The 13,141-nt window shown below is 32.4% G+C and carries 11 protein-coding genes; 3 read left to right on the top strand and 8 right to left on the bottom strand.

Annotated elements, in window-relative coordinates; genetic code table 11:
- Positions 1–41 precede the first annotated feature (41 nt).
- Both mhqE and KA883_RS03440 read right to left on the bottom strand, forming a co-directional pair.
- The gene (gene mhqE / locus KA883_RS03445; RefSeq protein WP_019470059.1) at positions 42–1,004 is read right to left on the bottom strand and encodes a ring-cleaving dioxygenase MhqE; all 963 of its coding nucleotides are present in this window, start codon (positions 1,002–1,004) and stop codon (positions 42–44) included.
- A gap of 67 nt (positions 1,005–1,071) precedes the next feature.
- Complete coding sequence (locus KA883_RS03440; RefSeq protein WP_210139865.1) at positions 1,072–1,509, bottom strand: MarR family winged helix-turn-helix transcriptional regulator; 438 nt, start codon at positions 1,507–1,509, stop codon at positions 1,072–1,074.
- A 192-nt stretch (positions 1,510–1,701) separates the two neighbouring features.
- Here KA883_RS03440 and aldA point away from each other — a divergent pair, with 192 nt between their 5' ends.
- A complete protein-coding gene (gene aldA / locus KA883_RS03435) occupies positions 1,702–3,126 on the top strand; it encodes an aldehyde dehydrogenase (protein ID WP_046206780.1) in 1,425 nt (474 codons plus the stop codon).
- A gap of 139 nt (positions 3,127–3,265) precedes the next feature.
- Here aldA and KA883_RS03430 read toward each other — a convergent pair whose 3' ends face one another.
- Positions 3,266–4,237 carry a metal ABC transporter solute-binding protein, Zn/Mn family gene (locus tag KA883_RS03430; RefSeq protein ID WP_046206779.1) on the bottom strand — a complete coding sequence of 324 codons (972 nt, stop codon included), beginning with the start codon at positions 4,235–4,237 and terminating at the stop codon, positions 3,266–3,268.
- 198 nt (positions 4,238–4,435) lie between these two features.
- Here KA883_RS03430 and KA883_RS03425 point away from each other — a divergent pair, with 198 nt between their 5' ends.
- A complete protein-coding gene (locus KA883_RS03425) occupies positions 4,436–4,714 on the top strand; it encodes a GNAT family N-acetyltransferase (protein ID WP_019470056.1) in 279 nt (92 codons plus the stop codon).
- Positions 4,715–5,023: 309 nt separating this feature from the next.
- On the opposite strand, the gene KA883_RS03420 is transcribed toward KA883_RS03425, so the two are convergent.
- Together KA883_RS03420 and KA883_RS03415 are read right to left on the bottom strand one after the other, a co-directional pair.
- Positions 5,024–6,787, bottom strand: coding sequence for an ABC transporter ATP-binding protein (locus KA883_RS03420; RefSeq protein ID WP_210139864.1), 1,764 nt, complete (start codon positions 6,785–6,787; stop codon positions 5,024–5,026).
- Entirely contained in the window at positions 6,780–8,561 is a 1,782-nt protein-coding gene (locus KA883_RS03415) for an ABC transporter ATP-binding protein (RefSeq protein WP_046206972.1), read from the bottom strand. Before KA883_RS03415 ends, KA883_RS03420 begins: the two co-directional genes overlap by 8 nt.
- 186 nt (positions 8,562–8,747) lie before the next feature.
- Between KA883_RS03415 and KA883_RS03410 the strand changes: the two genes are divergently transcribed.
- Positions 8,748–9,557, top strand: coding sequence for a VOC family protein (locus KA883_RS03410; RefSeq protein ID WP_046206777.1), 810 nt, complete (start codon positions 8,748–8,750; stop codon positions 9,555–9,557).
- A gap of 181 nt (positions 9,558–9,738) precedes the next feature.
- Here KA883_RS03410 and KA883_RS03405 read toward each other — a convergent pair whose 3' ends face one another.
- The 3 genes from KA883_RS03405 to KA883_RS03395 form a co-directional block, all read right to left on the bottom strand.
- Positions 9,739–10,398, bottom strand: coding sequence for an NAD(P)H-dependent oxidoreductase (locus tag KA883_RS03405; RefSeq protein ID WP_046206776.1), 660 nt, complete (start codon positions 10,396–10,398; stop codon positions 9,739–9,741).
- 118 nt (positions 10,399–10,516) lie between these two features.
- Complete coding sequence (locus KA883_RS03400; RefSeq protein WP_046206775.1) at positions 10,517–11,314, bottom strand: Cof-type HAD-IIB family hydrolase; 798 nt, start codon at positions 11,312–11,314, stop codon at positions 10,517–10,519.
- A gap of 274 nt (positions 11,315–11,588) precedes the next feature.
- Positions 11,589–13,133, bottom strand: a complete 1,545-nt coding sequence (locus KA883_RS03395; RefSeq protein ID WP_046206774.1) for a sodium:solute symporter family protein — start codon at positions 13,131–13,133, stop codon at positions 11,589–11,591.
- Positions 13,134–13,141: the final 8 nt, after the last annotated feature.

Raw genomic sequence — 13,141 nt, 5'->3', positions numbered from 1 at the left:
CCTCTCACTTTTTAATATTAAGATTTAAGCAATCTCACAATTTAATGCGAACGTCTTGTATCAAATGGACGCACTTCTGATTCTATATAATCACGTTTTTCTTCTAAAAATGGTGGTAATGCAAGGCTTTCGCCCAATGTTTCATATGGTTCATCTCCCATAAATCCAGGTCCATCTGTAGAAACTTCAATCAAAATATGACCAATACGTGCATATAATGCTTCAAAATAAAATCTATCTACTAAGCCTGAGTTACCAATACCATACTGTTCATATTTTTCTAACCATTTAGATATTGCCTCATGATCTTTTAATCTGAATGAAACATGATGCACTTCACCATAACCTTGTCTTGCTTCTGGTCCAGTTGCATCTTTTCTTAAAAAGACTTGGCCACCATTACCACCTTCACCTACTTCTAATACTGCAACGTTTTCTTCTTCTATAATTGTTGTCATACCAAATATATCTTCTAAAATCTTTTTAAAGTCTTCAAAATAACTAACAGTTATTTCAATCGGTCCTAGACCATAAATCGCTTTATCTGTTGGTACTGGGCCTTCTTTCCATGGTTGACCAGCTGCCACACCTTTATTGTTTTCATCTGAGATTAATTGATAACTTTGTCCATCTGCTTCTTCAAAAGGCAATACTTTTTTACCAAATAATGTTTGAATGCCTTCATGTTTAATATTATATTCATTAAATCTTTGTTCATAATATGCTAACGCTGCATCATCAGGCACACGAAATGACGGACGTGTAATTGAATTTGTACCAGAATGCCCTTGAGGAACATTAGGAAAATCAAAAAATGTCATATCTGTACCTGGAGAACCAACATCATCTGCAAAGAATGTATGATAAGTATATATATCATCTTGGTTTACAGTCTTTTTCACAAGTCTCATTCCTAATACTTCAGTAAAAAATTTATAGTTTCGTTCAGCATCATCTGTGATTGCTGTTACATGGTGTATTCCTAATAATTGAGTGTTTGTCATAATAAAACTCCTTTTTCCATTATATTTATCTCGATTTCGAAGTAATATTGAATAAAATTTTTAAGTGCTACGACTTATTGATAGGTTGAGCACTTAATTTTTTTAAAGCTTGTTGCAATGTTGCTAATTCTTCGTTTGACAATACTGAGAAAGTTGATTCTAACGTAGCTGCATGTTCTGGAAATATATCATTCATTAGTGCATGTCCTTCTTCTGTAATTGAAGCATTCGTTACGCGCTTATCCTGTATATTTCGAATTCTTACTACATATCCTTTTGCTTCTAACTTATCAACGACATATGTGATACTGCTACTCGCAATTAAAACTCTGTCACCAATACGTTGTATCGGCTGATCACCTTTATTATATAATAACTCTAAAACTGAAAACTCCGTTATATTCAAACCATAACGTTGAATATCATTTCTAACGATTTGTTCTAAATGATCTACGGTTCGATTTAAACCAATAAAGGTATTCAATGACTCTTTAGTACGATTCATTGCATCACCAACTTTCAATTTATTTCGATTTCGAGATAAATTATAATACCCTTTTGAACATAAGTCAACACATTAAGTATAAAAAATATACTAACATCCGATTACTTAACAAAACCAAATTTTTATGATTATTTCTCAAACCGTTTCTTCTGCTCAAATAAGTGGTATATATCATAGTGTGGAGGTGTCGTAATGAATAAATTATTTATAAACAACCAATTTGTAGAAAGTGAGTCTAATGACACAATGAATGTCATTAATCCTGCGACAGAAGAAATCATAGACACAATTACATTTGCGACTAAAGACGAAGTAAATTCAGCTGTGGAAAAATCTAAACATGCACAATTAGAATGGGAAAAGGTCCCTCAACCAACACGTGCTGACCATGTAAAAATGCTAATTCCGTTATTAGAAGAACATAAAGAAAAAATTGCAAAATTATATGTTCAAGAACAAGGTAAAACACTCAATTCAGCAATCGGTGAAATAAACAAGGCAATACACTTTATAGATTATATGACAAGTCAAAGTATGAATAGCAAAGGTGAAGTGATTCAAAATAGTCGTGAAAATGAGACGATACAATTAACTAAAAAACCTATTGGTGTGACAGCAGGTATCGTACCATGGAATGCACCCATCATGGTATTAATGAGAAAGGTCATTCCTGCTATAATCTCAGGTTGTTCTGTAATAATAAAACCTAGTGAAGAAACATCATTAGTAACTTTAAAAATTGCAGAATTGTTCCGACAATCAACGATTCCTGCGGGTCTTATTCAAATTGTTCCTGGTAAAGGAGAAACTGTAGGTACGCAATTAGCAGAACATCCAGATATACAATTAATATCAATCACAGGTAGTATGCGCGCGGGTAAGTCCGTTTATGCCAAAAGTGCCCAAACGGTTAAAAAAGTTAATCTTGAACTTGGCGGTAATGCGCCTGTAATAGTGACACCAAATGCCAATTTAAATAAGGCAGTTGATTACATTGTGGCTGCTAGAATTAATAACGCAGGACAAGTATGTACTTGTCCTGAACGCATCTTTGTTCATCATGATATTCACGAAACTTTCATTAACAAACTAAAAGATAAAATGGAGACTTTAAATGTAGGCGATCCATTCGATGATCAAACTGATTTCGGTGCAATTATCAATCAAAAACAATTAGCAAGCATAGATGAAAAAGTTCAAAAGGCAATTCAAAATGGGGCTCAATTAATTACAGGTGGCAGCATCATAAATCGTTCTGGTTATTTTTATGAACCAACGATTTTAGACCAAGTTAATCCAGACGACGAAGCTTTTAAAGAAGAAATTTTCGGCCCTGTACTACCTATAATTAAGTATTCTGATTTTGCAGCAGCTATTGAACACGCCAATCACACAAATGCCGGTTTATCATCTTATATATTTTCAGAAGATTTAAAAGAAGTAATGACAGCAACTGAACGTCTTAAATTTGGTGAGGTTTATGCAAATTGTGAAGCAGAAGAAGTTGTGAATGGATATCATGCTGGTTGGAGAGAGTCAGGTATTGGAGGCGCTGATGGTATTCGCGGGCTTGAAGAATATTATAATACAACAGTATCTTACATCAGATATGATTAAAAATGTTAATTGTTGAAAAATACAAAACATGTTGAAATGACTAAATGTATATTAAAAAACGATGATGGTACTTTCTATCACAAAATCAAAAGAGGTTGGGACAAATTTTTTGTCTCAACCTCTTATCTTTATATTAAAATTACTCATTAAGTGCTTTATTTAATGACTTCATATTTTCTTTCATTAAAGATTGATAAGATATTTGCTTATCCTCTATATCTTCTTTTGATAAGGTTGCCATATTATGAAATTTTAGCGGGGTTGTATTAGATTCTTTTTGAATAACATTTGTAACTTTAGATGTTATATTTTGTTCATATAATACATAAGGTTGTTTAGTTTTATTTATATTTTGAACGATATTCATGAGTTCACGTTGACTAGGTTCTTCATTATTCATGCCACTAACACCTTGCTGTTTAAAATGATAGCGATTTGCAAGATAACCTATAGAGTCATGAGAAATTATGGCTGTATCACGTTTAGGATGTTGTGTGATTCGCTTCATCTCATGATCAATTTTATTCATATCCTTTATCAAATGATTATAATTACGCGTGTAATACGTTTTGTGCTTAGGATCCTTCTCGATCAAATCATTTTTAATCACCTTAGCAAATTTTTTATTTAACACCGGATCTAGCCATACATGTGGATCTTCCCCCCCATGATTATGACTTTCATGTGTTTCATGATGTTCATGTTCGTCATGATCGTCATGTGCTTCATGATTTGAAATTAAATCATGGTGATCAAGGTGTGCAGCAACAGGTAACTTCAAATTATTATTTTTAATTGAACTTGCAATTTTCTTGGCAACGGGATCCATTTCTTCATTCGAATAGATAAACAAGTCACTTTTAGCGATATTAATCATTTCTTTTTGTGTTGGTTCAAATGAGTGCATATCTGCACCAGGTGGATAAATCGAATCAACTTCTACATATTTGCCTCCAATCTGATTAGTGAAACTTTGGAATGCAAAGGCTGTCGTATATATTTTTAATCTATTGTTCGAACTGACGTCTTTTTTCTCAGAATTTATATTTCCGCATGCACTTAACAATACGATGAATATACAGGTCAGAATAAGTAACATAATTTTTTTCAAAAAACGCCCCTCCAAATCGAAATTATTCCGTTAAAACTATAAACTTATTTTCACATTTTTTCAATGGTTTTTTATTATTCTTCAATTTTTACTAACATCATTTATGTTTGAAATATATGCTTAATTTTAAAATTTGTTTAACTTAAGGCAAAATGTGATATTAAATATATATGATGTTAATAACATGGAGGTGTTAGAATGGCGGAAATCAAACAAGGTACAAATAAATTTTATGTAGGCGATAACGAAGATAATCCACAAGCGGAGATTACATTTCAATCTCAAGGTGACAACCATATAATCATTGACCATACAGGTGTACCAGATGAACTTGGTGGTCAAGGTTTAGGTTCACAACTTGTAAAATCAGTAGTTGACTATGCACGTGATAACAATTTAAAAGTCTCCGCGACATGCCCTTTTGCTAAGTCAGTTATTGAGAAAAAACCAGAATTTCAAGATGTATATGCAGATTAATTAGGTGTCTACAACCTTTTCAAAGTCCAAAATAAATTTGGATATAAAACATCTTAAACTAAATCATCATTTTGAATGAGCCTGAGATGAATCAGTAGTCCCCAGGCTCATTTGCTTTGTTTATTCTTTAAACCTACATTCGATTCTAATACATAACGAACGCACTTCCATAATTATAAAATATAGAGCTACCTCAATAGTTCTTTGACTGCACCCCTTTTATTTTGGCTTTTGATTGTTTAGTTTCATTTAAATTTTGTAATAACGTTAATTTCCATACTTCATTGATTTTGTTTAAAAATGGGTAATTTAACCATTTTGTAATGCATACATATTATAATAAATACCATTTTTTTTAATCAGCGTTTCATGTGTACCTTGCTCTACAATTTCTCCGTGATTTAATACAAGTATTTTATCTGCATCCTGAATCGTAGAAAGTCTGTGCGCAATGGCTAAAGTGGTTCTTCCCTTTCTCATTGTATTCAAAGATTGTTGTATTTGTTCCTCTGTTTCAGAATCAATGTTTGCTGTCGCTTCATCTAAAATAAGTATTTTAGGATTTGTAGCAATTGTTCTTGCAAATGCTATCAATTGTCGTTCGCCACTTGAAAATGAGCTTCCTTTTTCAATCACTCTATGTTGATACTGACCTGACAATTTTTCAATAAAATGATGCGCATGTACAAATTCTGCTGCAGCTTTTACTTGTTCAAATGTCATCGTTGGATGATACAGTTTAATATTTGATGCAACCGTACCATAAAATATAAATGCGTCTTGAAGCACTAGCCCTATTTTCTGTTTTAATTCTTGTTTAGGGATTGTTTTTATTGAATGTCCATCCACATTAATGCTCCCTCGTTCAAATTCATAAAAACGCATAAACAAATTTATAATTGAACTCTTCCCAGAACCCGTATGACCAACAAGAGCTACCATTTCACCAGGATTAACGGTAAAATTAATATTTTTTAATACATCTGTCTTTCCGTCATAGCTAAAACTGACTTCTCTAAATTCAATCTTTCCTTCTTCAATTGTGTACGATGGTACAGGTTGTTGTTCAGGTTCGTATGTGTCATCATCAATTAAAGTAAATACCCTACTCGCTGAAACTAAAGCTTGTTGCAAAATATTTAAATTTTGACTCACTTGATTAATTGGTTCAAAAAACCGTTCCATATATTGAACAAATGCAAATACAACGCCAGCCGTAATACCTGTCGTAAAGCTAATGATACCAAAATATCCCAAAATCATAACTACCGCAAAAATAGCTAGAGAACTTATTGCAGGTCTCAATAATAAACTATCAAGTTTCACAGTTTTTAACATATATTGATAATGTTCATCATTAATACGATTGAATTCACTGTTTAATCTTTTTTCTTGGTTAAACGCCTGTATTATCTTCATGCCTTCTATAGACTCTGCTAATTTTGTATTTAAATCGGACAATTTTTGTCTAGATTTTGCAAATAAAACAGCTGAGTATTTACGATAACTCGCAAGAATAAATATAATAACTGGTAAAAATATTAAAGATATTAAAGCCAATCTCATCTCTAAAATAAACATCATTATATAACTAGAAATCATCATAAAAAAGGCTATAAGAAATGTTGAAAATACGCCTATAATCATATCAACAATTGTCTCAGTGTCATTCGTTAACCTAGAGACTATACTACCACCTGATACCTTATCAAAATATTTCATTCCCAATTTACCTAATTTATTAAAAGCGTCAATTCTTAATTGTTGGATCACTTTAAAAGCAAGATATTGAAAAAGATATTGGCTTAAATACATTGTTACTGCACCTATTATTTGAATACTAATAAAGATAATCATCAGCCATATCATTGCTTGTTGGGGAAAAACGCGTGGCGTAAGATAATCATCAATAAATACTTTCACTAAGTAAGGCATCAACATACTTGCAATCGTTGATATTGTTAACGTTAAAAATGCTAAAGCAATAGTTCCTTTATAAGGGGTCGTATACTTAAATAACCTAATCAAAGCCTGAGCTTGATCTTTTGCAGTTAAATTAACTTTCTCAGCCATTGGTATCGTCCCCTTTCGTTAAGTCATCTAAATTACGCGTGAGCTTTTGTTGTAAAGCTTGAGCTCGATATGTTTCGTAATACCATCCTTTTTGATTCATCAAAGTAGAATGTGTGCCCTTTTCCACAATCGTTCCTTTATCCATAACAATAATTTCATCCGCTTGTTTCACAGCACTCATCCGATGCGCAGTAATAATATTAGTTTTTCCTTTTCTTAGTTTTTTTAAATTGCTTAGTATCACTTCTTCGGTTTTGGCATCTACTGCAGAAAGGGAATCATCAAGTATTAATACCTCTGGGTCTATTAATAGCGCTCTCGCAATGGATATTCTTTGTTTTTGTCCTCCTGACAATGATACGCCTCTTTCACCTACCACTGTTTGATATTGATCAGGAAAAGATAATATATCTTCATGAATATCACTTGCTTGACTTGCTGCAAATATTTGGTTATCACCTATTTTTTCATTACTAAATGCAATATTATTACGAATTGAAGTTGAAAATAAAAAGTGTTCCTGTGGTACATATCCAAACTGATTTCTCAAAAGCTGTACATTATAATCTCGAATAGGATGCTCACCATATGTGATTTCATGCATTTCTTTTGTATCATACTCTCTAAGTAGCAATCTAATCAGCGTACTTTTCCCTGAACCAGTTCTTCCAACGATGCCCACAGTAGTACCCTCCCTAACTTCAAAATGTACATTATAGATACCTTCTTTCGAATCACCCGGGAAATTAAATTCCTTAATATTAAACTCAATATTTCCAACGGGTCTAGTGTTAAGTTTATAATCTGTATCTATATCATTAGGGGTATTTTCTATTTCTTCAATTCGTTCATATGATGCCTTTGCCCTTTGAACGATATTAAAAAATAGTCCTAGTGCTAGTAACGGCCAAACGAGCATCCCTAAATATGTCGTGAACGTAATCAGTTGACCAAGTGTGATTGTATTATTAAAAACCAATTTTGCACCAAATACGATTGATAAAAAGTAACTCATTCCTATCACTAATGTGATTGTTGGATCAAATAATGCATCAATTTTCGAAACTTTTAAATTTTTATCAACTACATCATCACTTAAATCTTTAAAATCTTGTTGGTCACTCGCTTCATAACCGAATGTCTTAGTTACTTTGATACCAGCAACACTTTCTTGAGTCTTATCGTTCAATCTACTAAACGCTGCTTGTGCTTTTTTAAATCCTTTACTAAGTAACGATCCATAAAAACTTGTTAACAATACCATAAAAGGTAGTGGTATCATTGCAATCAATGTTAATTTCCAGCTTACTGTTACAGCCATTGTAATCACCACTGTTCCACCAGTTATCAAAGAATCTGCAATCATCAATATTCCAGCACCCGCGGCATTTTGCACTGCTCTTATATCATTAGTTGCATGTGCCATTAAATCACCAGTTCTTCGATTTTGATAAAAGACAGCACTCATAACTGTATACTTTTTATATAAATATGTTCTTAATATTTGCCCCAACTTTTGACTAGTTCCAAATATTGATAATCTCCATATATACCTTAATACATAAGTTAAAATTGCTACCAATACTAATACCAAAAGATAAATCATTAATAGTTTAGGCGTTAATTTTTTTCCCACCATATCGTCAATAGTCTTACCTATAATCTGTGGAGGTAAAATTTCAATTAAAGCAATTAAAAATAATGTACTCAATCCAATAAGATAACTGCCTTTATGTTGTTTGAAAAACCATCCCAATTTCCAAAAAACTTGCATACGCTCACCCCACTCCATCCTCCAAATTGCCCATGTTCACATATTACCATATGTTGTTAAATGTAAATATAGAAGTGATATTAAACTTTATGTAATTCTACGTCATGAGACAATTAAATTGACTTGGTATACTTTTTATATTAATTTGTATCTATAACTCATAACCGAATATAAAGGAGCAAGGCGATGACTTTTCACGATAAATCAGCAATTCAAGTAACAAATATCACCTTAAACATTAAAAATTTACAAACGATGTTGAATTTTTATTCATATATATTAGGACTTAAAGTGGTATCAACAAATGATACTTCTGCAGTTTTGCAAGTAGGTTTGAGCGGCCATACAATTACGTTATGTGAAATACCAGAGGGACGTCAGCCTACTTTAAGTGAAGCAGGACTATTTCACGTAGCATTTCTACTGCCCGACCGCAAAGACTTAGCTAATTTCTTATTTCATATTTCGCAATCAAACATTCCGGTTGGTGGTGGAGATCATCTAGTAAGTGAAGCTTTATACCTTAATGATCCAGAAGGTAATGGCATTGAAGTTTATTATGACAGACCTAAGTCTGTATGGTTGTGGGAAAATGATAAAGTGAAAATGGATACGTTACAAGTAGATACGAATGATTTACTTAATCAAAGAACAAAGATGGGCTGGGATGAAATGCCAAATAATGCGAAGATTGGACATTTGCATTTGAAAACATCCGACTTAACCATCGCTCAACATTTTTACATTGAGCAACTAGGTCTCCAGCATATTTCTAACTTCCCGCAAGCTCTATTTATGTCATCTAAATATTATCATCACCATATTGCAGTAAATACTTGGCAATCACGCTTACCTAGAGTTGAAAATGATACAAGCTATGGATTAGCCCATATCGATATTTATAAACCAAGTATCGATACTGAAGAAACTTTTTTTATAGATGGTTTAAGTATTAGATTACACAATAATATGTCATTAATTGCTGATAAAACTTAAAAACATTGACATCACACGCCATCAGTATAATAATCCAACTCACTTTTAAAGTTCATAAAACAAAGAAAACGTCAATTTCTGTAATGACAACAGAAATTGACGTTTATAATTCAATACATTGTATGAATGAATTGGCTTTCTTTTTTATGAATTTTAAATATTTGAGTCCTCGTAACGCTTATTATTCAACCCACTCTACTACATGTGATTGAGGTTGACGTACTTTTTCTTTTGCTGCGTTTTCTCTATAACCAAATGCAACCATTACAGATGGTGCAAAATGCGTTTCATCCATCAAACCTTCATCGCTTAAAAATTGCGTAACAGCATCTAAATCAAATCCTTCCATAGGGCAAGAATCAATATTTAATAATGCTGCACTCGTCATCATATTACCTAGTGCAATATATGTTTGTTTTTTAGCCCACTCCAACAATGTCTGCGCACTATCATTAATATGGAAACTTGTTTGGAAATTATCAAATTTTTCTTCTGTAGCAGGTATACTGTCTTCGCTATATTGTTTAATGTCTCGAATCATATGTTGTACAAATGGTGATTTAGAAGTTACGTTTTTTCGCGCTAATAAAATTACAAAGTGGCTTGCTGTCTCTAACTGCCCTTTTGCACCCCAACTTATTTCTTTTAACTTATTTCTAATTTCAGAATTTTGTACTACGATAAATTTCCACGGTTCTAATCCTAGAGAACTTGGAGACAATCTACCCGCTTCTAAGATTGTGTTAAATTCACTTTCACTTATCTTTTTATCTGAATCAAACCTTTTTGTTGCATGTCTAAAATTAAACGCATTTATAATTGTCTGTTGCATATCATTCATTTCTTGTTTGCCTTCCTTTCCATTTGTAGCTTATATTTTTTAGTATAAGATAGGTTGTTAGACGGATGAAAGTAATATGTTTAAGCGTAATACTGCCAAAATTTTAAATATTAATTTTTCATTTTAGTACTTTATCTTCAATAATTGATAAAACACCTTGTTTATCATTTGACGGTGCTACATACTTTGCAATTTCGAATAAGGTTTCATCTTCACAATTTTCCATTACATAACTATGTGTTGCTAATTGCAGCATATCTAAATCATTATTTGCATCTCCAAAAGCCATGAGTTCATCTTCCGTTAGTCCCCATTTTTTTAATAATCTTGCTAACGCATTGCCTTTGGTCATACCAGGTAGAATGATATCGATACTATCTCGACCACTCGATACAAGTGATAAATCTTGTGAAAAGCGATTTGACAAATCTTCATCAAGTGTTGGATGTGTTGTTCTATCTATATTTAAGGCTATTTTTACATATGCATCTTCTGGTAAATTTTGCAAGGATGCTATTTCTTTTAATTGTCGGTAATAAAAATGTGCATCTTTTTTAAATGATTGTCCATTATTCTTTAATATGTAAGCACTTTTTACGCCACAAACAATTATTTCATTGATACCACGCGTGATGTTTAAGTAATTAACAATATTATGGAAAACATCTTTTTCAAATGCTTGATAATCATACAACGTATTGTCTTCATAAATAACCGCACCGTTTTCCGCAACAAAAAACATAGCTTTATCTCCAAAAATAGATTTTAATTTTGCGTATTGATTACCACTTGCTGCTATAAATTTAATATTTTCATTTTTTAATTGTTGAAAGATACGATTAAACCTTTCTTGATCATATTGTTTTTTTGAATCCAAAAATGTACCATCCATATCTACTGCGATTGCTTTTATCATACTTATCATCCCCTCGAATACTCTGCTTATATCTGTAATTCATTATATCCATAATTTTCGAGGAATTAAAATGAATCACATATTTTATGCTGTAAATAACATGATTTTCAAAAATTAAAAAAAAAGGCAGAATAGAACGCATATACACAATATGCTTCATTCTACCTGCCTTTAATAGCTTATTCATTTTCTCAAAAATATTTTGAGATAAACAGAAGTAAATTGTTTTATAACAATTCAACGCATCATTTATTATACCTAACTACATAAAACTTTAGACTTCTTGATCGTCTTCTTTCATACGGACAATAGAGACATAATTAGATTTTTCTTTAATATCATAGATGGTTAAACCAGTAATGTCTTTTTGTTTGCCTGGCACAATTATACTTATGATATAAGAGAAAACAAAGGCTACTATAAACGAAATAATTGATACATAGAATGGTGAATTACCGCCACCCATACCATTAAAGATATAAGCAAAAATAATTCCAAAAATTAATCCCATCAGCACACCGAATGTATTCGTACGACGTGTGAATATACCAACCGCAAACACACCAGCCAATGGCACACCCACTAATCCAGTAATTAACAAGAATAGATCCCAAAGGTCATTAGAATCTGCTGCAATTAGATAAATAGACATGCCGAATCCAAATAAACCTGAAAGAATAATCATCCATCTCGCAAATCCTACTTCGCTTTTTTCATTTTTCTTGCCGAAGAATCTGTGCTTAATATCAACAGAAATACAAGCTGAAATTGAATTTAAACTTGAAGAAATGGTTGATTGTGCCGCTGCAAATATTGCTGCTATCAATAATCCAGCAACAAATGGTGGCATTTCAGTAAGTATAAAGTATGGTACTACAGATGAAGTATTAAAATCTTTAGGCAATGCACTTTCATGACTATAAAATGAGTACATCATTGTTCCCATACCATAGAATAAGGGCGCTGATATTAAAGCTAATAACCCGTTCGTCCATAAAGACTTTTTAGTTTCTGATATAGAATCTGACGCTTGATAACGTTGTACCACATCTTGACTTGCTGTGTATTGATGCAAGTTATTAAAAATGTTTCCTAAAAAGATGATAGGAATTGCTGCCGCGGCAGTATTAAATTTCCAGTTATCAGCACTAATGATTTTATTATGTTCCAGTGCATCACTGACAACGGTGCCCATTCCCCCTTGAATGTGGACGACACCTAAAATAATAATTGCTGCTGCCCCACCTAATAGAATGACACCTTGAATGAAATCACTCCATACTACACCTTCGAAACCTCCAAGAAATGTATAAAGAATACATAAGATACCAACCAAACTTGCCACAACATAAGGGTTCATATCTGACACAGATGTAATCGCTAATGTAGGTAAATAAATGACAATAGCTACTCTCCCAATATGGAATAATACAAATAGTAATGAACCAATAACACGAATACTAGGTCCAAAACGTGCCTCTAAATATTCATACGCAGACGTCACTTTTAATTTTTTAAAAAATGGTACATAAAAGTAAATAAGTAAAGGAATAATTGCTACAATCGCAATATTACCTGCAATATATGACCAGTCTGTTAAAAATGCTTTTTCTGGCGTAGACATAAAAGTAATCGCACTCAAAGTCGTTGCATAGATAGAGAAACCTACTGCCCATGAAGGTAAACGACCACTAGCCGTAAAGAAACTATCTGTACTTTGGCTTGCGCGTTTGGTAAAATATGCTCCGACTAAAAGCATAACTAAAAGGTAAATAACTACTGCTACCCAGTTCCATGTACCAAAACCAACTTGTTCCATTTAATTCA

Origin of the sequence: Staphylococcus sp. GDY8P54P, from assembly GCF_017892645.1 — a bacterium.
GTDB lineage: Bacteria > Bacillota > Bacilli > Staphylococcales > Staphylococcaceae > Staphylococcus > Staphylococcus ureilyticus.
Note: the sequence above shows the minus strand (reverse complement) of the source record. Positions and strands in the feature narration are given on the sequence as shown.

Coding starts and splice junctions, on each gene's coding strand:
- KA883_RS03395 (WP_046206774.1), bottom strand. CDS start 13,133: ATGGAACAAGTTGGTTTTGGTACATGGAACTGGGTAGCAGTAGTTATT.
- aldA (WP_046206780.1), top strand. CDS start 1,702: ATGAATAAATTATTTATAAACAACCAATTTGTAGAAAGTGAGTCTAAT.
- mhqE (WP_019470059.1), bottom strand. CDS start 1,004: ATGACAAACACTCAATTATTAGGAATACACCATGTAACAGCAATCACA.
- KA883_RS03425 (WP_019470056.1), top strand. CDS start 4,436: ATGGCGGAAATCAAACAAGGTACAAATAAATTTTATGTAGGCGATAAC.
- KA883_RS03410 (WP_046206777.1), top strand. CDS start 8,748: ATGACTTTTCACGATAAATCAGCAATTCAAGTAACAAATATCACCTTA.
- KA883_RS03440 (WP_210139865.1), bottom strand. CDS start 1,509: ATGAATCGTACTAAAGAGTCATTGAATACCTTTATTGGTTTAAATCGA.
- KA883_RS03405 (WP_046206776.1), bottom strand. CDS start 10,398: ATGAATGATATGCAACAGACAATTATAAATGCGTTTAATTTTAGACAT.
- KA883_RS03420 (WP_210139864.1), bottom strand. CDS start 6,787: ATGGCTGAGAAAGTTAATTTAACTGCAAAAGATCAAGCTCAGGCTTTG.
- KA883_RS03400 (WP_046206775.1), bottom strand. CDS start 11,314: ATGATAAAAGCAATCGCAGTAGATATGGATGGTACATTTTTGGATTCA.
- KA883_RS03415 (WP_046206972.1), bottom strand. CDS start 8,561: ATGCAAGTTTTTTGGAAATTGGGATGGTTTTTCAAACAACATAAAGGC.